The organism is Anaerococcus sp. Marseille-P3915, from assembly GCF_900258475.1.
Taxonomy (GTDB): Bacteria; Bacillota; Clostridia; order Tissierellales; family Peptoniphilaceae; genus Anaerococcus; species Anaerococcus kampingae.
On record NZ_LT984887.1, the window covers coordinates 1,516,175 to 1,537,870 of the forward strand.

Annotated in this window: 21 protein-coding genes and 2 riboswitches; of the genes, 2 read left to right on the top strand and 19 right to left on the bottom strand. The window is 37.1% G+C overall.

Annotation, left to right across the window (positions count from 1 at the left end):
* Window positions 1-46: 46 nt before the first annotated feature.
* From C8269_RS07495 to C8269_RS07595, 19 genes are all read right to left on the bottom strand, one after another.
* Window positions 47-880, bottom strand: coding sequence for an energy-coupling factor transporter transmembrane component T family protein (locus C8269_RS07495; RefSeq protein ID WP_106461062.1), 834 nt, complete (start codon window positions 878-880; stop codon window positions 47-49).
* On the bottom strand, window positions 873-2,591 hold the full coding sequence (locus C8269_RS07500; RefSeq protein WP_106461063.1) for an ABC transporter ATP-binding protein: 1,719 nt from the start codon (window positions 2,589-2,591) through the stop codon (window positions 873-875). The genes C8269_RS07495 and C8269_RS07500 overlap by 8 nt, the downstream gene beginning before the upstream one ends.
* Before the next feature lies 1 nt (window position 2,592).
* Window positions 2,593-3,144 carry an ECF-type riboflavin transporter substrate-binding protein gene (locus C8269_RS07505; RefSeq protein ID WP_106461064.1) on the bottom strand — a complete coding sequence of 184 codons (552 nt, stop codon included), beginning with the start codon at window positions 3,142-3,144 and terminating at the stop codon, window positions 2,593-2,595.
* A complete protein-coding gene (locus C8269_RS07510) occupies window positions 3,144-3,980 on the bottom strand; it encodes an SAM hydrolase/SAM-dependent halogenase family protein (RefSeq protein WP_106461156.1) in 837 nt (278 codons plus the stop codon). The genes C8269_RS07505 and C8269_RS07510 overlap by 1 nt, the downstream gene beginning before the upstream one ends.
* 96 nt (window positions 3,981-4,076) lie before the next feature.
* Window positions 4,077-4,163: riboswitch (SAM riboswitch) on the bottom strand.
* Window positions 4,164-4,277: 114 nt separating this feature from the next.
* Window positions 4,278-4,871, bottom strand: a complete 594-nt coding sequence (locus C8269_RS07515) for an ECF transporter S component (RefSeq protein WP_106461065.1) — start codon at window positions 4,869-4,871, stop codon at window positions 4,278-4,280.
* Between the two features lie 58 nt (window positions 4,872-4,929).
* Window positions 4,930-5,047, bottom strand: a riboswitch (FMN riboswitch).
* A 76-nt stretch (window positions 5,048-5,123) separates the two neighbouring features.
* Window positions 5,124-5,786, bottom strand: coding sequence for a winged helix-turn-helix domain-containing protein (locus C8269_RS07520; protein WP_106461066.1), 663 nt, complete (start codon window positions 5,784-5,786; stop codon window positions 5,124-5,126).
* Between the two features lie 341 nt (window positions 5,787-6,127).
* Window positions 6,128-6,817 carry a 2,3-diphosphoglycerate-dependent phosphoglycerate mutase gene (gene gpmA, locus C8269_RS07525; RefSeq protein ID WP_106461067.1) on the bottom strand — a complete coding sequence of 230 codons (690 nt, stop codon included), beginning with the start codon at window positions 6,815-6,817 and terminating at the stop codon, window positions 6,128-6,130.
* The gene (locus C8269_RS07530; protein WP_106461068.1) at window positions 6,817-7,866 is read right to left on the bottom strand and encodes a rod shape-determining protein; all 1,050 of its coding nucleotides are present in this window, start codon (window positions 7,864-7,866) and stop codon (window positions 6,817-6,819) included. Before C8269_RS07530 ends, gpmA begins: the two co-directional genes overlap by 1 nt.
* Before the next feature lie 1,096 nt (window positions 7,867-8,962).
* Entirely contained in the window at window positions 8,963-10,132 is a 1,170-nt protein-coding gene (metK, locus tag C8269_RS07540) for a methionine adenosyltransferase (protein ID WP_106461070.1), read from the bottom strand.
* Window positions 10,129-10,605: a 2-C-methyl-D-erythritol 2,4-cyclodiphosphate synthase gene (ispF, locus tag C8269_RS07545; RefSeq protein WP_106461071.1), complete on the bottom strand. Its 477-nt coding sequence runs from the start codon at window positions 10,603-10,605 to the stop codon at window positions 10,129-10,131. Before ispF ends, metK begins: the two co-directional genes overlap by 4 nt.
* Window positions 10,602-11,306 (bottom strand): 2-C-methyl-D-erythritol 4-phosphate cytidylyltransferase, encoded by a 705-nt coding sequence (ispD, locus tag C8269_RS07550; RefSeq protein WP_106461072.1) that lies wholly within the window; start codon window positions 11,304-11,306, stop codon window positions 10,602-10,604. Before ispD ends, ispF begins: the two co-directional genes overlap by 4 nt.
* The gene (locus tag C8269_RS07555; protein ID WP_106461073.1) at window positions 11,299-12,402 is read right to left on the bottom strand and encodes a PIN/TRAM domain-containing protein; all 1,104 of its coding nucleotides are present in this window, start codon (window positions 12,400-12,402) and stop codon (window positions 11,299-11,301) included. Before C8269_RS07555 ends, ispD begins: the two co-directional genes overlap by 8 nt.
* A gap of 9 nt (window positions 12,403-12,411) precedes the next feature.
* Window positions 12,412-12,891, bottom strand: a complete 480-nt coding sequence (locus C8269_RS07560) for a CarD family transcriptional regulator (protein ID WP_106461074.1) — start codon at window positions 12,889-12,891, stop codon at window positions 12,412-12,414.
* 90 nt (window positions 12,892-12,981) lie between these two features.
* Window positions 12,982-13,881, bottom strand: a complete 900-nt coding sequence (locus C8269_RS07565) for a diacylglycerol/lipid kinase family protein (protein WP_106461075.1) — start codon at window positions 13,879-13,881, stop codon at window positions 12,982-12,984.
* A gap of 1,109 nt (window positions 13,882-14,990) precedes the next feature.
* Entirely contained in the window at window positions 14,991-16,160 is a 1,170-nt protein-coding gene (locus C8269_RS07570) for an IS110 family transposase (protein WP_106461076.1), read from the bottom strand.
* 546 nt (window positions 16,161-16,706) lie between these two features.
* Window positions 16,707-17,327 carry a hypothetical protein gene (locus C8269_RS07580; protein WP_106461078.1) on the bottom strand — a complete coding sequence of 207 codons (621 nt, stop codon included), beginning with the start codon at window positions 17,325-17,327 and terminating at the stop codon, window positions 16,707-16,709.
* A 12-nt stretch (window positions 17,328-17,339) separates the two neighbouring features.
* Window positions 17,340-18,146 carry a hypothetical protein gene (locus tag C8269_RS07585; protein WP_106461079.1) on the bottom strand — a complete coding sequence of 269 codons (807 nt, stop codon included), beginning with the start codon at window positions 18,144-18,146 and terminating at the stop codon, window positions 17,340-17,342.
* Window positions 18,146-18,829 carry an ABC transporter ATP-binding protein gene (locus C8269_RS07590; RefSeq protein WP_106461080.1) on the bottom strand — a complete coding sequence of 228 codons (684 nt, stop codon included), beginning with the start codon at window positions 18,827-18,829 and terminating at the stop codon, window positions 18,146-18,148. Before C8269_RS07590 ends, C8269_RS07585 begins: the two co-directional genes overlap by 1 nt.
* Complete coding sequence (locus tag C8269_RS07595; protein WP_106461081.1) at window positions 18,826-19,185, bottom strand: GntR family transcriptional regulator; 360 nt, start codon at window positions 19,183-19,185, stop codon at window positions 18,826-18,828. Before C8269_RS07595 ends, C8269_RS07590 begins: the two co-directional genes overlap by 4 nt.
* Before the next feature lie 143 nt (window positions 19,186-19,328).
* Here C8269_RS07595 and C8269_RS07600 point away from each other — a divergent pair, with 143 nt between their 5' ends.
* Complete coding sequence (locus tag C8269_RS07600; protein ID WP_106461082.1) at window positions 19,329-20,072, top strand: ABC transporter ATP-binding protein; 744 nt, start codon at window positions 19,329-19,331, stop codon at window positions 20,070-20,072.
* Window positions 20,065-21,687, top strand: a complete 1,623-nt coding sequence (locus C8269_RS07605; RefSeq protein ID WP_106461083.1) for a hypothetical protein — start codon at window positions 20,065-20,067, stop codon at window positions 21,685-21,687. Before C8269_RS07600 ends, C8269_RS07605 begins: the two co-directional genes overlap by 8 nt.
* Window positions 21,688-21,696: the final 9 nt, after the last annotated feature.

A 21,696-nucleotide genomic window follows, 5' to 3' on the forward strand; every position in this document is an offset into this window, starting at 1 on the left:
CAAGATAATAAAGTGGGATTTTTAGGGGGAAGCCCCCTAAAATACTTTATCTTGGATAAAAAGGATTAAAGAATCTTCCCTCATTCACAAAAAACAAAGCAATTCCAAGTCCTACTATCAAAACCACTCCTATTATTACAAATATGTCTGATTTTTTAAAGGGCTTTGCCCTGTACCAGGTTCTTTCTTTGTTCTTGCCAAAACGTCTTAATTCCATGGCTTGGGAGATTGTTTCTATTCTCTCTAGACTGTCAAAAATTAGGGGCAATACTATATTTGAACTTGCCTTTACTCTTTTTACAAAGCTTGTCTTCCTACTCATCTCTATGCCTCTGGCCTGGCTTGCGCTTCTTATGTCGTAGTAGGAAGCCTGGATATCTGGTATATATCTTAAGGCTAGGGCTACTGCGTAGGAGATTTTGTAGGATAGGCCTATCCTATTTAAGCTTGAAGAAAATTCGCTTGGATCTGTTGTTAGAATAAAGATTATGGCAAGGGGGATGGTTGAGAAGTATTTTAAGCCTACATTTAATTCGTAAAATAATTGCTCGGCTGTTAGACTATACCTACCAAAGCCCTCCCAAAGAACTGTCCTAGTACCATAAAGTTTGACCCCGTATTCTGGCTCGAAGATATAGATAGCTAGAAGATTTATTATTGAAAAAACCGCCACTATTTTTACCAAAAATGATATCTCTTCCCATTTGATTTTTGCTACTTTCATGGTTATTAGGGATAGGACCATGACAAAGATTAGAAATCTCGTGTCAAAAGATGTCATAACGATAATTGATAAGAGGATGAAGGCTATTAACTTGCTTGCCCCTGATAGGTCGTGGACTAGAGTGTCTTTTTTGATATAGCCTAGGGTATTATTCATCTTTCCCTCCTCTTTCATACGCAATAAAACTTTCTATGAAGTCTTTTGGATCTATTCCTTCTAATTTTTGGCCCAGTTTATAAAGAGATGTCTCCGCAAGGTGTGCCCTAGCTATTAGGTCTTTCTCAGAAAATAAATCTGCTGGATTAGTGTCAGCTAAGATTTTTTTACCTTCTATAACTATGACCCTATCTGTATATTCCTGGATTAGGTGCATGTCATGGCTTATCATAAGTATACTTAGTCCGTACTTATCCCTTAAATCTTTGATAAAATCCATCATCTGCCTGTAGTGGCCTAGGTCTTGGCCTGCTGTTGGTTCATCTAAGATTATGACTTCTGGGTCTAGGACTAGGATCGAAGCTATAGTCACCCTTCTTTTTTGACCATAGGAAAGGGCTGATATTGGCCAATTTCTAAATGGATAGAGGCCACAAATCTTTAGGGTCTCTTCTACTTTTTCCCTTATTAGGTCTTCGTCAATATTTCTTATCCTTAGACCAAAGGCGACTTCATCATAAATCATGGTTTTAGATATCATGGCATTAGGGTTTTGAAGGACAAAGCCAATCTTTTCTGCAATTTCTTTTATGGAAAGGCTGCTTGTATCCTCGCCTTTGATGTAGATTTTGCCTTTATTTGGCCTTAGAAAGCCTGCCATTAGCTTGGCTAAAGTTGATTTACCTGCTCCATTTGGCCCTACAATTGAGGTAAGCTCTCCCTCTTTTATCTCTAAATTTATATTTTCTAGAATTAAGTCCTTGTCATAGGCAAAGGATAAATCTTCAATTTTTATTAACTCTTCCTTAGAATTTTCCTTGACCTCTTCTTTGATATTTGTTGACCAAGTCCTTAGCTTATCCAGGTCACAATCCTTTATATTTACCTGGTCAATGTCTCCTAGCTTGTCATAGGCTTTTATGTCGCATCCCGCATAGGTTAGGGCATCTAGGTAGAGAGGCTTTCTGATTGTGATTTTATCTAGGATATCTGATTTTAAAAGATCAGTAGGAGATAGGTCTGCTAATATTTTGCCCCCATCTACCGCTATTATCCTGTCTGGATCAAGGAGGAGAGCCTCTTCTAGCCTGTGTTCTATGACTATGACTGTAACTTTGAGTCTTTCTGCCAAGTCCCTTACAAGCTTCATTGTTGCCCTGCCGCTTTTTGGGTCTAGGTTTGCCAAAGGCTCATCTAAAAGCAAGATTGGTACTTGACTTATCAAAACCCCACCTATTGATACAGTCTGCTTTTGTCCACCCGATAAATCGCTTGGTTTTCTGTCTAAGAGCTTTGTAATCTTTAGCTCATCAGCCCATTTTTCTACAAGTTCTTTCATCTTTTCCTGGTCCACCTTATCATTTTCAAGACAAAAGGCCATATCTTCTGCTACAGTAAGGCCTACAAATTGGCCGTCAGTATCTTGGAGGACTGTTCCTGTCGATAAGGAGAGGTCAAAGATTGATGAATCCTTGATGTTTTTTCCATCAACAAAGACCTCCCCCTCTATATCTCCGGGGAAGGTATTTGGTATTTGGCCATTTAGGCTCTTAGCAAGGGTCGACTTGCCAGAGCCTGATGGGCCTACTATTACAATTTTTTCACCCTTTTTGATTTCTAAATTGATATCTATAAGGGAGGGCTCAGCCTGTGCTCTGTATTTAAAAGAGTAATTATTAAATTTTACTAAGGACTGGCTCTTATCTGTCATATTAGTCTCTACTTAATGAATTGTCTGCTGTTTGGGTCTTAGCATAAGCTGCAATTAAGATTGTTCCCAAAATTCCTACTGCAAGGCTGTTAAGGCCTGCTGATACAAAACCTTGGGCAAACACCTTATTGGCTGGCTCTGAATAAATTAGGATGTCTAAAACTGGCGCAACTAGGCCCCAAGAGATGACATTGGTTATGATTTGTCCGATGTTAAATTTGATTATATCTTTTTTCTCAAATTTACCCTTGCTTAGATCAAGATTTTTTCCAACTAGGCCAAATCCTGCTCCTGTTACCCCGCTTGTGATAACCCATGACCACCATAGGCCGTAAGTTAATAGGTCCTTGATAGCATGGCCTATAAGTCCAATTAGGCATCCAACAACCGGTCCAAAAAGCACGCTCATTAGAGCTAGGAATGGGTAGGTTGTTTCTACTGATGTATTTGGAATGAAACCTACTGGTATTGATAAAAATCTACCTAGAATAAAAAACACTGCAGCACCAATGCCTATAGCAACTATGCTTGTAATTGAATTATTTTTTTTCATTATATCTCCTTTTTGATAAATATGGTCCAATCTGCACCTGTCCCTATCTGGTAGGTGTCAGAAAATGATGCTTGGTTGATGGCTATACCTAAATTTATTAGGGAATTGATATAGGCTATAGTCTCCCCAAGTCCAACGTCTGCGAAAGAATGGCCAAAGGTCATTTGATTTTCATATTTTTTGATATTTTTATAGAAAATTGTAACCTTAATAGCATCACCCTGCTTGATATCCGCCTTCTTTAATAAGTCTAGCGGAATATTTGTCCATAAAGATCCAAATCTAATATCTAGGATGTCGATAGTTCCCTCTATTACTCCATCTTTAAATACAGCCTCCTTGATAGGTGAATATACCAATTCATCAAGGCTAATTTCTTTTAGAAAATGATAATAACCCTCATCACTTGCAAGCTTTGCCCCATTGTAGGCATAGACATCCCTGCCATGGAAGGTGTGGGAATTTTCTGAGAATGGGAGCCTATCCTTAACCTCATCGATAATCCTTGCAGATTCTAGGCCAATAAATTTAGCTACATGGGAAATAGTTCCATTATCAGGAGTGACAATGTAGTGGCCGGCCTTGGTTTTTACAACAATAGAGTGCCTATCGCTGCCTACTCCTGGATCCACTACTGATACAAAAACTGTTCCCTTTGGCCAATATTCTATGGTTTGCAAAATCCTATAGGAAGCCTCAAAAATATTGTAAGGTTTGATATCGTGGGTTAGATCATCTATTATTAGATCAGAATTTACCATTCTAGCAACCCCGTGCATGGCAGATACTGCCCCATCTCCTAAACCAAAGTCTGATTGAAAAACTAAAGCGTTCATTTTAATAAGTCCTTTCATAAATAAAATGCCTAGGCGGAAAATTTTCAAATTTTTAATCAAAAAACACCCACCTGCGATGGATGTTCATTTTCTACCTATCCATCATTCAAGCTTTAGCACCTTAGCCTTTGCTAGGTTGCTGAAGGGTCATCAAGCTTGTCTCTCGCCTTCTCTTTATGGTAAGAACATTATACCCCTAAAAAAACCTTTGTCTTTAAAAAAATCAAAAAGCACCCTCATAATGAAAGAGTGCTTTTTGATAAACAGAATGTTGTAGGATAATAATATAATAAGAATTTATCTTGCTTTTAATATTGGCGAAACCCTCTTATAGATTAGGTCTGTAACTAAGGCTGCAACTGCACCCTTGACTAGGTTAAATGGCACAATTGAAAGTAGCATTAGGCTTACATAGGATTTAACAAGTGGGTTGCCTGGTACTTGGCCAGCAAAGGCTTCAAGTGGGAATCCCATTGCCTTAGCATAGGCTGGGAATACTACAAAGGCATTTGAAAGTGTAGCTATAGCTGTCATTGCGATAACTCCACAAGCAAGTGCAAAGATAGCAGTTTTCTTAGTCTTCCTGTTTTTATAAATTGTAGATGCTACAAATACGAATGTTGAACCAACTATAAAGTTTGATAGTTCGCCAACTCCAACAGTTTGTGTCTTAGTTAGATTAAGAATATTTTTAACTAATTGAATAGCAACTCCTGCCCAAGGTCCCATAGCAAAGCCTCCTATAAGGGCTGGCACATCTGCCAAATCCACTCTCATAAATGGTGGGGCTATTGGAATTGGTACTTGGAAAAACATGAGTATAAAAGCCAAAGCGGCTAAGATACCAATTTTAGTAACGTTGCTTAGTGAAATAGATCTTGTTTTGTTCATATAATACCTCCCTTTGGGCATAAAAAATGCCCTAAAATCAGGGCTCGAAAAAAATTATAATAATCTTCTTCCATCCAGACTATACTGTCGGTTTTGGAATTGCACCAAATCGGTCCAAAGGGACTCGCAGACTATAACTGCCGGTTAAGGAATTTCACCTTTCCCTGAAGAAGCAATGGTTTTCATTGCTATATAATATCTATTAATTTATCTACTTATATTGTAAACTATCGTCTATAATATGTCAAATTTTTATTCAGGGGAACAAGAATCAAGTGTCCACCTATATCCTTGCCTACTAACTGTCTCAATTGGAGCAAGATCTGCCTTTTTAAACTCATTTCTAATCTTTCTGATATGTTCTCTAACAGACCTAGGTGTGGTGTCAAGGTTTTTGTCAGTTTTCATGATCTCCACTATATCTTCCTTGCTAAGGGTCTTGCCCATATTAGAGATTAAGATTGCACAAATAGCAAGCTCAGACTTGGTTAAATCCAAAATCTTATTGCCAACCCTAAAGATACCATTATCTTCTTCCATGGTGCAAAAACCAAGCTTAATAATATTGGCCTGACTTATCTCTTCTACCTTCTTAAAAATATTTTGGATAAATTCATCCCTAGTTACAGAATGGATAACAAAATCCTTATCATCAAGTTCTTGCTCGTAAGGATTTTTCTTATATCTTTCAGTTAGGTAGATTACAGGAATTTTGGTCTTTTGTTTGATATATTGGATAAATTGTAGACACTTATTATGAGTCATATCAACAAGGATAAGATCATAAACGCTACAATCTTTAAACAAAAGCTCATCCATAGATTCGATTTTCTCCACAAGAACATCATTCTTATTAAAGTGAGAATTTATTAAATTTGATACACCATTCTCATATTCAACAGAAGCAATTCTCATTTTTTCCTTCTTTCCTAATAAAGATTTAATAAAATCATTTTCGTAAAACCTACAAATACTTTTATGTTTCTTTAAAATTAATAATTTTTTATAAGTTAACATTTAAAATATAAAGCAATACATGTAAATCTTACTATCTATGTAGAATATCTTTAAACAACTTTAACTTAGCCAAGTTTATTTTATAAATCTTTATAATATATTTTAATTAATCCTGTTAACACTTTACGCTCATAAGGGATATTTACAAGATATTTTTATTATCACAATTAAAAGTGTAATAAATATGTTTAATATTAAAATATCAATAAAAAAGAGTCCTTAAGGACTCTTTCAAAGATTTATAGATAATATTTTTTAACTACATTTAGTTCATCATCTAGTTCATAAACTAGTGGTTGACCTGTTGGGATTTCTAAATCCATTATGTCATCATCTGAGATTTTTTCTAGGTGTTTAGCTAGGGCTCTTAAGCTGTTGCCGTGAGCTGCTACTAGGACTGTGTCGCCTTCAAGTAGTTGTGGAGCAATTTTGTCGAAGTAATAAGGTAGTACTCTTTCAAGTGTTACCTTTAGGTTTTCTGCACCTGGAATTACATCTTTTGGAAGGTGAGCAAACATTGGAAGTGCTGCTTGTCTTTCTTTTTCTTCTGCTGAGAGTTCTGGTGGAAGTGTATCATATGATCTTCTCCAGATGTGAACTTGTTCATCACCGTATTTTTCAGCTGTTTCTGCTTTGTTTAGACCTTGTAGGGCACCGTAGTGTCTTTCGTTTAGTCTCCAAGATTTTTCAACTGGTACAAATAATTGGTCAGAATATTCAAGAGCAAAGTTACAAGTTTTGATAGCTCTTTTTAGGATTGATGTGTGAGCATAATCAAATTTGATGCCTGCTTCTTTAATCTTTCTTCCAGCTTCCTTAGCTTCTTCTACACCCTTATCAGATAGGTTTACATCTACCCAACCTGTAAATTTGTTAGCTAGGTTCCATTCACTTTGGCCATGTCTTACTAATACTAATTTTTTTGTCATTATCTTCTCCTTAGTTTTTCAAAAGCTTCATTTTCTGCTTGCTTGCTTTTGATAGCTTCGTTCCTATTCTCATCTAACTGGTCTATCCAATTTAGGGCCTTGGCAGTTCCCTCAATTACACATTCTTGAGGATTATCAGCTATCCTTGCCTCAATCCTAAATTTCTCTTCGATCCTATCCTTTAGACCCAAGGTATAGGCGCCTCCCCCTGTAAGGATAATTTGCCTATCAAATATATCACTTGCAAGTTCTGGCGGAGTTACTTCCATAACTCTTTTTACCCCTTCTACAATCAAATCAATCTGACGTTTTATAGAATCCTTGACCTCACTAACAGGTATATAAACCTTAGATGGGAGGCCATTAGCTATTTCCCTACCCTTAACCTCGATTGAATCATCGACTGTAAGCTTACCTGCTTCTTTTTTGATAGCTTCTGCACTTTGATCGCCAATAAGTAGCCCATAGCGAGTCCTAATATAATCCTTTATAGCCTTATCAAATGTTAGACCTGCTACATCAACAGACTTACTAGATATGATTTGGCCCATGGATATAACCGCTATATCACAAGTGCCTCCTCCTACATCGACAACCATAGATCCCTTAGGATCTGTTATATCTACACCTGCGCCAAGGGCTGCAGCTAGGGGTTCTTCAATAAGATAAGTCCTGTGAGCTCCAGCATTTTCAGCCGCCTGGAGGACTGCTCTTTTTTCAACTTGGGTAGACCTTGCTGGTACACAAATAAGTAAATCAGGTTTGAAAAGGGATTTTTTGACAGATTTATTCAAAAAATGTTCAAGCATCCTCTCGGTAGCTCTAAAATCTGCAATAACCCCATCTTTCATCGGAAGGATACAGGAAACATTCCCAGCAGCCCTACCAATCAATTTCTTAGCATCTTCACCAACCGCAAGTATCTCATCTGTAAGGACATCTATAGCTATGACAGATGGTTCATTTAAAACTATTCCTTTGTTATAAACATAGACTAGCACACTAGCCGTTCCTAGGTCAATAGCAACCGACCTTCTAAATCTTGCCATAATATTTTTCTCTTTCTCCCATCCGAGATGGGGTATCATTTTAATCTTTTCGTTTATTAAAATTATATCATAATAGGGTAATTTTTTCACCCAAGAATAGATTTTTCTTTTATCCTAGATAAAATTATTATATAGTTTTGATCTTCGTAACTTTATCTCATAATAAATTATTATTATTTACTATTGAATCTTCGTTCCAAGGGGAGGCCCAAGGGACCTTCCGCATGGTCCCTCATCGGACGGAAACCCGTTTGCTACGCAAACTCCTTCGTGCTACCGCACTATGTTTCCGGCATAAACGCCCCAAATCAAGGGGCGTTTATGTCCCCCTTAAACCCCTCTCCGTTACACCCCCAGGCGGCCCCTAAAGCGGGGAGCATGATTAGAAGCTTGCCTTCGGCAAGCAACTCTAAGTAGACAGAACACTTCGTAAAAGTTATTCTAATCATAACTGATTTTGACATTCCGATGCCTAAAAATCTCAATCTAGCCATAATAATCTTCTATATAAACTCTACATCTCAGTAGGTACAGAATTCTTATTTGTACTCGTGCGTCAGGAGATTTTCTTAACGGCATCTCCATTTACAAAATCTCCCGACCTTGGGAGAATTATTCTGTATTCTGAGAGTATATTGATATCATAGTAGGTCTAAGCTCGTTTGCTCTCGCAAACATTGCGATAAACAGGTCTAGGGAAGATAGTCTTAAGACTTATATAAATAAAATCGTAAATTATTTTAAATCGAGGAAGCGTTGAAAAATTTTGTTGAGCGTAGCGAATCTAAATTTTTAGCTGACGAGATTTAAAATAATAGATTTTGAACCAGGATGAATAGCAGTCAGGTCTAACAAAGAAGATTGCCAGAGGCAATCTTCTTTTTGCCCTCTGCAAGAGTCGCTTGTGGGGTGTAACGAAGAGGGGGTGTAAGGGGGAGGGCGATGAGGACCCATGCGAAAGGGTCCTTGGCCCTCCCCCTTTGGCGAAGTCATCAGCTTGATGACAACCATTTTATACGTGATAAAATTCCGAAGAATTAAAGTAAATAATAATATTATCTTGGATAATAAAGAAAAAGGTTATTAGGGAAACTCCCTAATAATTCCTAAGGTCTTGGACCTTATCAAGCCTCTCCCATGTGAATTCTTCTTCATCTCTTCCAAAGTGTCCGTAAGCTGCTGTTTTTTTGTAGATTGGGCGTCTTAGGTCTAGGTTTGCTATTATGGCTGCTGGTCTGAAGTCGAAGTTTTCTTCTAGGATTTCTAGGAGTTTTTCGTCATCGTATTTGCCTGTTCCAAAGCTATCTACATAGATTGATAGGGGTTTTGCTACTCCTATGGCATAAGATACTCCTATTTCTAGCTTATCTGCTAGGCCTGCTGCTACCATGTTTTTGGCTGCATATCTAGCCATATAAGCTGCTGACCTGTCTACCTTTGTTGGGTCTTTGCCTGAAAATGCTCCGCCACCTGCTTTTGAATAGCCGCCGTAGGAATCTACTATTATTTTTCTTCCTGTAAGTCCGCTATCTCCCTTTGGGCCGCCTATTACGAATTTGCCTGTTGGGTTGATGTAGATTTTGGTCTTTTCATCTATTAATTTTTCATCTACTACTGCTTTTATAACATGATTTATTATGTCTTCTCTTATTTTTTCTAAGGATACTTCTTCCTTATGTTGGCTTGAGATGACTATGGAGTCGATTCTTACTAGCTTATCATCATCATATTCTACTGTTACCTGGGTCTTGCCATCTGGCCTTAAATAGTCTAGGATGCCTTCTTTTCTAACTTGGGCTAGTCTTTTAGCTAGGGCTTGGGCCATAGCTACTGATACTGGAAGGTATAAGTCTGTTTCATTATCTGCGTAGCCAAAGACCATTCCTTGGTCTCCTGCTCCTATTTGGTCAAATGGGTCAGAGCCTTCTTTATATTCGCTTGCCTTATCTACACCTTGGGCTATGTCTGCTGATTGCTCGATTAGGCTGGTGAGTACTGCCACATTTTCATAGTCAAAGCCTGTATCTCCATCTGTATAGCCAATTTCTTTTATGGTCTCTCTTACTATAGATTCTATTGGAGCATAGGCTTCTGTTGAGATTTCTCCTACTACTAGGACAAGGCCTGTGGTTGTGACTGTTTCACAAGCTACTCTTGAGTTTTTATCTTGTCTTAGGCATTCATCTAGGATTGCATCTGATATTTGATCGCAGACCTTATCTGGATGGCCTTCTGTTACTGATTCGCTGGTTATTAATTTTCTCATTCTTTCTCCTTTAGGTAAACTATTGCTCTTGATTCTATGCCTAGGCCCTTTCCTGTAAAGCCTAATTTCTCGCTAGTTGAGGCCTTTACTGATACACTTGCTAGGTCAGTTTTTAGGTGGCGAGCCAATAATTTTACTATTTCTTCTCTTTTTGGTGATATTTTTGGCATTTCACAGATTATTACTGAGTCGATGTTGCCTATTTCATAGCCCATATCTTCCATTTTTTGGACAACCCTATCTAAAAGGTCAATGGAATATATATCCTTGTAGGCTGGGTCTGTGTCTGGGAAGAGGTTGCCTATATCAGGGAGGGCCAGGGCGCCAAGGATGGCATCCATTATGGCATGGGTTAGGACATCTGCATCTGAATGGCCTAAGAGGCCCTTTTCATAATCAAATTTGACTCCACCTAGGATTAGGTCCCTTCCTTCTACTAATTTGTGGACGTCATAGCCTATTCCTACTCTCATTTTGCTTCCTTTCTTAAAAATCCTTCGCCAAAGATTATATCTTCTTGGGTTGTAATTTTTATATTTTGATATTCGCCTTCTACGATTTTCACCGGTGTTTTCTTGTCAAAAAATTCGAAAAGTTGGCTGTCATCGGTGACTTTTGCTTCACTTGTCATATATTTTTCGTAGAGGGTCTTGATTTTTTCTACCTCAAAGGCTTGGGGTGTTTGGATATTATACACAAAGTCTCTATTAGGAGTGAAGTCTACCTCTCCCCTCTCATTGGCTACCTTTATGGTATCCTTGGCTTTGGTCGCAGCTATGGCGGCCTTATAATTATCCATTTCTTTTAATGTTCTTCTAAAGAGTTCTAAGCTTGCAAAAGGTCTTACCCCATCGTGGGTTAAGACCAGTTGACTTTTTTTATTTAAGGCTTTTAGGCCCTTGTATGTTGACTCTTCACGGCTTTTGCCGCCCTTTACTATCTTTATTCGCCTGTCACTTATTTTTTCTACTAGGCTAGCTGCCATTTTTCTGTCTTCTTCTCTTATGACTAGGATTATCTCATCAAATTCAAATAATGAGCTAACTTTTTCTAGGGTTATTTCTAGGATTTTCTTGCCTGCTATCTCTATATATGGCTTGTTTGTGGCTAGACCCATCCTAAGTCCTGATCCTGCTGCTGTTATGATGGCTGATAGGTATTTTCCTTTATACATCCTCACTCCTTACAAATATCATCCTGCCTGCAGATGTTTGAAGGACGGATGTTACTTTGGCATTTATGACCTGATCTATGAGGCCTGCTCCATCTTCTACTACTACCATGGTTCCATCTTCTAGGTAGCCTACGCCTTGGTTTTTACCCTTGCCTTCTTTGATTACCTCTATTCGCATTAGCTCACCTGGTATTACTACTGGTTTTAGGGCATTTGCTAGGTCGTTTATATTTAGGATTGGTATACCTTGTACATTGGCTACCTTGCTTAGGTTGTAGTCATTTGTAAATACCTTGGCTCCCAAATCTAGGGCTAGTTTTAAGAGTTTGGCATCTACTTCTTTTATGTCTTCGTAGTCCTTATCTAGGACTTTTAGGTTAATCTTATCTGTTTCTTGGATTTTCTTGATTATATCAAGGCCCCTGCGACCTCTTTCTCTTTTTAAGTCATCTGGGCTATCTGCTATGTGCTGGAGCTCTTCTAGGACAAATTCTGTCACTATTAGCTCACCTTCTAAGAAGTCTGTATTTATTATATCAAGGATTCTTCCATCTATTATTACAGATGTATCGAGAACCTTTGGACTTGCTGTCATATTTGCCCTGTCAAAGGCTATTTTTTCTTTTTTGTCTTTTTTATCTTCTTTTGACCTTGTCATGAAGGCTATTAGGTCATCTGCATTTCTTATAGCAAGTCTCCATCCAAGATAACCAAAACCGATATATAATAAAATAGATAATAGCACAAAAATAGAATTTCCTACTACAGGTAGGGATAGTTTGGTTAATGGGGTTGATGCTAGTGCTGCTACTAAGAAGCCTAGAATTATACCAAGTACGCCTATAACAAGGTTTGCTGCTGGCAATTTACTAATCTTCTTTTCTAAAATTGAAAAACTTATTGTTGCTTTGTTGGCAATCGGGTCTGCAATTAAATAAAAAATAAATGCAAATAAAGCTGATGCTAGAATATTAGCCCCTATAAATAATTTGCCGCTATTAGGGATAAACCCAAAAGCGGCGTTAACTACTTTTAAGACTACTATTCCAAGAACAGCCCCGATTAGCATGAAAACTAATCTGATTATTCTCTTCATAATATCTCCTTATAAACCGATAGACTCATCTATCATCTTTTCTGCCTCTTCTTTGTCTAGAGAACCCACCATGACTAACTCACTAGCAAGGATTCTCCTTGCCCTATTAAGAAGCTTTTTCTCAGTTGTTGAAAGTCCCTTATCATTATCCAAAATTGCAAGATTTCTAACCATCTTAGCGATTTCAAAGACATCTCCAGTCTTTAGAATATCTTGATTGTCCCTATATCTTTTAGTCCAATTAGTATTCATCTCTGTTGGCTTGTCATCTAGGATTTGTAAAACTTCTTTTCCTTCTTCCTTGGAAATAATACTTCTGATGTTCATTTCACCTATTTTCTCAGCTGGAATTGATATATCCATATCTCCAATAGGCATCTTTAGAATAAAATATTCCTTCTCCTCGCCCATAAAAGTCATCTTTTCAATGGAATCAATCACGCCAGCCCCGTGCAATGGGTAAACTATCTTATCGCCTACTTTAAACATATAACCTCCTAGGTTCTCTAGTAGTATTATACCATAAATTTAAAAATACGCTTATAGTAAGCTATCAGTATATTCCAAAAAATATTTTTATCAATCCTTAAGGCCTGTTTTTATGTTAATTCTTTTATGAATAACCTCAATGTTGGCATCTGTAGTTTTGCCACCAAAGTCGCCATCAAGCGACCAGGAGACTTCTTCATCAGTCTTTACTCTAAGGCTAGATGCCTGGCGCCTAATAACAAAGTCATTTGACTCATTATTAGTAAGAGCCTGGATAATCTTATTTAGGTCAATAAGGCTCTCAGGTCTTTTAACCAGGGTAATTTCAAAAAGCCCATCAGAAAGGCCAACCTCTCCATCAAAAATATCAGTAAAGCCACCCACAGAAATAGAATTAGAGGCCATAAAATGGATGAAATCACCCTTAATAAGCTCATGATCAATTTCAATTTCTGCCTGGTAGGATTTCATAGATTGGATAGGAAGTAAATTCTTAAGTCCTTCAACAATATAGGCAGAGCGGCCCAAAATATTTTTCATATCCTGATCAGTAGAAAAACTTATATCAGAGAGAGCTCCAAAGGCTGCCACATAGACAAAATACTTATCATCAATCTTTCCAACATCAATCCTCTTAACCTTACCCCTGACAGCAGTTCTAGTCGCCTTATCTATTTCTGGAGAAATATTAACAGACCTTGAAAAATCATTTGTAGAACCTGTAGGTATATAGGAAAAAGTCGGATCAATGTCAGCTCTTAGGGCAGCAGAAACAGCCTCATCCAAAGTCCCATCACCACCTGATACAAGGATGTTATCAAAGTCCTTTCCATATTTTTCAACAATCTCACGACAATCTCCAGACTTTTGGGTAGCATAAACAGTAGGAAAAATCCCCTTGCTAGATAGGTATTCAATAATAGAAGAAAGGCTATTCTGAATAGCCCTCTGACCAGAGTTTGGATTATAAACAAATAACATTTTTTTCATAAAATCACCTTTTCTTAGGGCAAATTGCCTAAATCACCAATAATATATATTTGATTTTACTACAAAATATTGAAATTTTTAGGGGCTTCCCCTAAAAATCCCTGTTTTTATCCAAGATAATAATATTTTCTTTATTCTTTAATGAATGGTAATTATTTAGTGTTTTTCTTCGTAATTTAATCTTATAATAAATTATTTCTATTTACTATTGAATCTCCGTCTAAAGGAGGGGCGAAGGGGGCGACCGATGCCCCCTCATGCCCCTCCTTAAACCTCCCCATTTCACCCCCTCCCGGCTCCTTAAGCGGAGTGCGAAACAGGAAGATTTTTTTCAAAAATCTTCTTTATTATGGTGGATTACTTCGTATTCATCTAACCTTATTCTTACTGATTTAAAATCAAAAGTCCCCTAAAAATCACAATCTAGTCCAACTGTCATCTTTATAGTTAAATATCGTCTTAGTATTGACAAATATATTATTTGAGTATAGCTGTCAGTGTGATTTTCTTGACGGGTACTTTTTATTTTAAATCTCCCAATAGATTAGTATAGAAGTCTCGCTTCGCAATGTTTGCAAAAGCAAACGAGCCTAATAACTAATATGACGTTAATATCCTCTCAGAATACAGAATAATTCTCCAAAGGTCAGGAGATTTTGTAAATGGAGATGTCGTTAAGAAAATCTCCTGACGCACGAGTACAAATAAAGATTCTATAACTACTAAGATGTAGAGTAGATACAATACAAAAATTTGGGCTAGATTGAGATTTTTAGGCATCGGAATGTCAAAATCAGTAAGGATAGGGATAGCTAATACAAAGGGTTCTGTATACAAAGAGTGGCTTGCCACAGGCAAGCTTCTAATCATGCTCCCCGCTTTAGGGGCCGCTTGTGGGGTGTAACGGGGAGGGGTTTAAGGGGAGGCCGATGAGACTAACTATCGGAAGTCAAGTAAAAATTAATAAATTAAAATACATAATAATTTGAATAAAATCCTAAATTATTCAACGCTAATAGACTTCCGTTAGGTTGAATAACGAAATTTGGGCATGACAAATAAGCTATCACTTTTGACAGCTTAAAAATTGTATAATATTTTTTAAATCATTAATTTTTTTGACTTATAAATTTTTGATTAGTCTTTAGAAGATGAAATATTACTCTGGTCAATTTCCTAGCCACATGGGTTAAGGCTACATAATGATGTTTGCCTTCGCTTTTCTTTTTCTCGTAATAGAGTCTAAACGTTTCATCATTTTGGCATATGAGAAAGGCTGCTAGGAATAGAGCATCCCTTAAATATGAACTTCCTCTTTTACTCATACTACTGTAGGATGAATTCATTGTTCCTGATTGGTTAATTGATGGATCAAGTCCTGCATAGGCTAAGAGTTTGCTTGGGCTCTCAAACTTATCTATGTTTCCTATCTCAGCTATTAGACTAGGTCCTATCTCAATACCTACGCCAGGCATAGTCATTATTGGATTATCCATTTCATTCAAAAGTAGTTTGATTTGCTCATTAACTTCATCAATTTGTTCTATTAGAAATTCTAAGGCTTTGATATCTTGAACTAATCTAAAAGATACAGCGGGTGAATTAATACCTATAGACTTCCTTGCAGCCTCCCTAATTTCTATGGCTCTCTCCTTAGAATGATTGCCATTAGAAGCCTTTTTAATTAGGTTAGTTATTCTAGTGAGGTTAGCCTTAGCTATCTTATCTGCTGATGGATATTCTTTTAATACTTCTAAGGTGTATTTACAGAATACATCCTTACAGACTTTAGCTAATTCAGGAAATATTAAATCTATGTATCCAACAATAGCATTTTTAAGCTTAATCCTGTCATTTTTTAAAGAAGATTTGTATCTAGTTAGTGACTTAAGTTCGTAATTATGATACAATTCATTATGAGTAGGATTAGAGTCAGTAGCTCTTAGAAGCTTTGCAATGAAGAAAGCATCAACCTTATCGGTTTTTGTATTTCTAAAACTATCAGCCTTTCTGTAAAGACTAGTTTGATAAGGGTTAAAGAAATGAATGTTAAAATTCAAATCTAGTAGAAATCTTGAAAGATTAAGATGATAGTGACCGGTGGACTCTAATCCTATTCTAATTTTATCCTTACCAAAATCAGAAAGTTTTCTAAGCAAATACTCAAAACCATCTTTAGAATTCTTAATTTCAAAATGACACCCCTTATCAAAGTTATTCTCATCAGCAAGATAGCAGTTATGCTTAAACTTAGAAACATCAATACCCAAATAGATCATAGAAAACTCCTTAAAAATTATTGTTGTGCGTCCACATAAGTTATGCCTCGTATCCTTGTACACTAAATCGTCTAGCGATATCTAACTAATTAACAAAAAAACATAGTTATGTGGTTGTAGTCTCGTCGCAATAGTCAAAGCTATAGGGACCTCATACACATTCCACAACACTATGTTTAATGTATAGTATTCCATTGTTTTTTCCATAGAATGACTATGGTTATATGATACAAGGGACCATGCGGAAGGTCCCTTGGGNCTCGTCGCAATAGTCAAAGCTATAGGGACCTCATACACATTCCACAACACTATGTTTAATGTATAGTATTCCATTGTTTTTTCCATAGAATGACTATGGTTATATGATACAAGGGACCATGCGGAAGGTCCCTTGGGCCTCCCCTTATTACGAAGATTCAATAGAATATAGATATCATTAATTACAATATGACAGTACAAAGAGTTAAAGTCTATAATAATATTATCTTGGATAATAAACAAACTATCTTGGATAGTAAAAAAAAAGGTCCTAGGGAGCCTGGCTCCCTAGTCTACCTCTTTTGGATGTTCCAAGTCTTCATTTTTGAAAAAGTCTGTCCCATCATTTGCATTGTCTTGGTTTGTTGCAAATACTGATAGGTATTCCTTGCCGCCTATCTTATAAGCAACTTCTACCCTTAGATATTCTATGAAATATTTCTCGTATTGTATGGAATATCTCTTAGTTTTGTAAATATAGGTCTTATCATCAGCGCTTATTTGATCTAGCTTTATTTCTCTTTTCTTATCTGGGTCCCTGTAATCTGAAGCGTAGGCTGTAATTTTTACGCTTAAGTCTTCTGGGTCTACTTTTTTGTCATCTTTGTAGAAGGTTAAAGTGAAGCCACCGCCTTGGTTTAGGTGGATTGATGGTATATCTCCCTCAATTCTACCGGCAATTTTATCGTTTATCACTTCAAGTTTTTTCTTGCTTAAATTTCTATAATCTTCTGCCCTTAGGGTTTTGGTGATTGGGTCTCTTTCGTCATGTTCTATTTTTGCTTCCATTCTGACCCCATCGACCTCGTTATTTCTCATAAAATTAGGTGTTTGGTGAAAGATATATAGGTTAAGACCTATTAGGCCTAGGATTAGGCAGGCTAGGCCTATTAATATTTTCTTTACCATAAGTCCCTCCTCTTATTGGACTGATAGTTTGTTTTTGTGGAAATAATTTATCATTGCAAAGTAAAGACCATTAAAGGCTAGTAGGACTCCTAAGACTGCTAGGAAGGATCCTAAGGTGAAGTCAAAGGTGCTTATGCCGACTTGGGCGCTATTTTGAGCAACTTCTACCATTTTTATTATCTGAGTATCTGCTAAAAGGCCAAAGACTTTTAGATATAGGTAGGCTTGACCTATAAATAGGACTGCTAAAATCATACCATTTGCCATTTTTCCTAGTTTATTAAAAGGACTTGATACTGCTAGGGTATTGGTTGCCATTATCATTTGTGCTAAAACCAGACCAGCTCCTAAGGCTATTATTAGGGTTTTGATGATTGCTATCCACATTTCTCCTTTTATTGTTCCAAGTAGCCTAAAGACTTCTCTTATAATTTCTCCAAAGCTTAGGGCTTCTCCTGGATTTACTGCTACAAAGGCAAAGAGGTTAATTATGGAAATTATCACTATGATCAATCCCATGATTACAAGGTTCATTAGCCTGGCTAGGTTTATTTTCTCTGATGAATAAGGAAGGCAGGTGTAAAATGAAGCCCCGTCCTTATAAAATCTCCTGTTATCGTTATTGGCCAAAAATACAAGGGCTACAAGGGGACCAAAGGACATGGCCACTGCCCCTATGCCGACTATGGCAAATAAGGGCTCAAAGCCTGTTGCTGAATAAAGGATCATGCCTGTAATCCCCAAGATTAGGGGCATTAACATGCAAGAGAGTACTGTTTTTATATCTTCTTTGAATAAAAGTCCGATTAATTTTCTCATTATAAGACCTCCGTAAAGTAATCTTCTACGCTCATGTGGTTTTCTTCTCTTATTTCATCAACGCCCTTATCAAGGATGATTTTCCCTTCAGAGATGGCTATGACTTGGTCAAGGATTCTCTCAATTTCGCTTATTAAGTGGGTTGAAATTATTAAGATTCCCTGGTAGTCAAAATTTTCTATTATAGTCTTTAGCATGATGCGTCTTGCCTTTGGGTCAATGCCTGTCATTGGCTCATCCAAAAGGTAAATCTTTGTCCTCCTTGAAAGAGTAGCTGCAATTTGTACCTTATCTCTCATTCCCTTGGAGCATTCCTTAACCCTTAGGTCCTTGTCAATGCCAAAGGATGCCAAAAGCTTAAAATACCTTGATAGGTCAAAGTCTTCATAAAATCTTTTGTAAAGGTCGCCAATCTCCCTTACCCTCATTGATGGATAAAAAGGAAGGTGGTCTGGTTGGTAAGAAACTAGGCTATTGGTCTCTCCGCCTGGCCTTTGACCTGCAATTTTTACTTCTCCCTTATAATTTTTCTCAAGACCTGCTAGGATTCTCATAAGGGTAGACTTGCCGGTGCCATTTTCTCCTACAAGACCCACAATCTTGCCATCATCTAGCTTTAGGTTCATATTGTCCAAAACCTTCCTGCCTCCATAGGAAAGGCTTAAATCTTTAATCTCTATCATAATTCCTCCCAATACTTATCAAGCTCTCTTAGAGCCTCTTTCTTTTTTATATTTAGGCTTTCCATGCCGATTATAAAGTCATCTGCTATCTTGTTAAAGGCTCTGTCTGAGAGCCTTGCTATTTTCTTCTCATCTTCTGTTACAAACCTGCCAGCTGTCCTCTGGCTTTCACAAAGGCCTTCTCTTTCAAGCTCAGCCAGGGCTCTTTGGATGGTGTTGGGATTGACCTTATAAGCATTAGCAAGATTTCTTACCGAGTCAATCTTTGCCCCAGGCTGCCAAGTTCCTGTTGAGATCTTAATCTTGAAATCCTCCACCAATTGGATGTAAATTGGTCTACTTTCATCAAAATCCATCTACTCACCTCTATTCTGATTTTGTACTATTGTATTATTATCTTAATACAATCTTACCACCTAAATTTACGACTGCAAGTCTTTTTAGAAATTTTTTATCTATGGTATAATGATTAACAAAGAATTTTATTAGGGAGAATATCATGAAGTTAATTATAGAAAATCTGTCCAAAGCCTTTGGCAAAAAGGAAGTCCTAGCGAGTGCATCTTTCACCTTTGAAAAGGGTATAATTTACGCTCTTTTGGGAAGAAATGGATCAGGTAAAACCACTCTTTTTAGGCTAATTACTGATGGGCTTGATAAGGATAGTGGAGAGGTCTTTTTGGAAGAAAATGGAATTAAGCGAAAACTAGAATTTAAGGATATATTTTTCATGGTGGCTGAGCCAGAGCTTCCTAAATTTCTAACCGGCTATGAATTTATCAAATTTTTTATAGAAGCTAATAAGGAAAATATCAAATCAAGCAAATCAATCGAAGAATACTTTGCCCTAGTAGATTTTGACATAGAAGATTCCCATAGACTCATCCAGGGCTATTCTACAGGTATGAAAAATAAGATTCAGATGCTGATGTTTTTGATCCTAAGGCCAAGGGTAATTCTCATGGATGAGCCTCTTACAAGCCTAGATGTGGTGGTTCAGCTTGAGATGAAAAAAATTATAAGGGAAATCCACGCTGATCATATAATTATTTTCTCAACCCACATCCTCCAGCTGGCCAAGGATATATGTGATGAGATCGTCCTCTTATCTGACAAGAAACTCCAAAAAGTTGAGGAAAATCTCATCAAAAATCCTGATTTTGAAGATAAGATTATCACCCTGCTTTCTGGAGAAGGAGAGAATATCAAAATCAAGGAAGAAGTGGAGGCCATAAATGGATAGGGTGGCAAGAGTTTTTATCATCAAGCAGAGGGTTGAACTATCAGAAATGGTCAACGGCATTATCTGGGCCTTAAGAAAAATCCCCTTGATAGGGAAGTTTTTAGGAGATAAGTATAAATTTTCATCAATAAAATACTTTATCCATAGCTTCTACCCTATCTTTGCTATTATAAAGGAACTTTTCAAGTCAGCCCTTGCCTGTGGCATTGTTTTTCTTTTTGTAAATAGCATCTTAAGCATCTCCTATAACATCTTTCAGGCTAATGTCAGCTATGCAGCTAATAAGGCTGATTTTTTGCAAACTGCTTATAGTTATTTGCTGCCCCTATACCTTTATTGGCTCTTTGCCCTATTTAGAAATATCGTGGAAGATTCCATGAGTGATTTGAAAAAATACTACCAAAACTTCCGCATGAATCCGGAAGAAATAGTCAAGGCTAACCTATACTTCAAGCCTTTAATGAGGTTTTTTGCAAGGTCTATTGTTCTGATGATTGGTTTCCATTTTTTAGGCAAGGCCAACCCACTTTTGACCCTAACTTTTTCTTTTATATTATTTTTAACAAAAATCGAGGCGTCTGTCTTTTGGATGAATATCGGACTAAAAGACAAAAAGAAAATCCTCTCTAACGGATTATTTCAAACAATCTTAGCTTTTGTTGCTTATGTTATCCTTAGCGACCTTATTCTTTTTTTCGGATTGGAAAATAAGCTAGTCTTAACTGTTATTTTTATAGGTTCGATTTTAGGCTTTGCCTGGTCTGTATCCTATCTCAAAAACTTTGATAAGTATGGACTTATCATAGAAAAATCTCTTAGAGAATATGACGATTTAATGGAAGAAATCGACGCAAGCCCGGCAGCAAGTGTCAAGCTTAAGGATAAGGATATTGATAATAAAAAGGTAAAAGGCGAGGGCTTTGCCTACCTCAATAATATATTTTTTAGAAGGCACAGGAGGATTTTGCTTAAGCCTGTCCTCATAAAGTCAGGAATCCTAGCCGCCCTTCTTACAATTTTAATAAGCTTTTTACCATTATTTGAGAAGAATATAGATGGCGACCTTGTTGAAATGCTGGTAATCTTGGTCCCTCTTGCTACTTACATGCTTTGCAAGCAGGATAATATCTTAACAGCCTTTTTCATAAATTGCGACCAAGGCCTAATCCCTTATGGTTTTTATAGACAGCCTACAAACCTTCTAACTATGTACAGGGCAAGGCTTATCTCCCTTCTAAAAATAAATGCCATACCTGCCATAGTTTATGTGCTTGGCCTTGTTGGCGTATTTTTAAGGCTTAACAGGACTGATTATATCTTTGCCCTAGAAGCAGCTGCCTATATACTTTTGGCGGGAGTATTTTTTACAAGCCTGCCCCTTGCCCAATATTACCTCTTTCAGCCTTTTAATGCTGAAGGAGCCAAGGTCGGCAAGATATCAGGCGCAATAGATATGGTAGTTTATATCTTCTGCTTCAATGCAATAAGATTTACCGGAGGAATAAAGACCCCAATCCTAGTTATCGGCTCATCTGTCTTTATTCTATTATTTACAATTATAACTAGTCTTTTGATTTTAAAAATAGGGCCTAAGACCTTTAGGTTGAAAAATTAAGACTAAAAA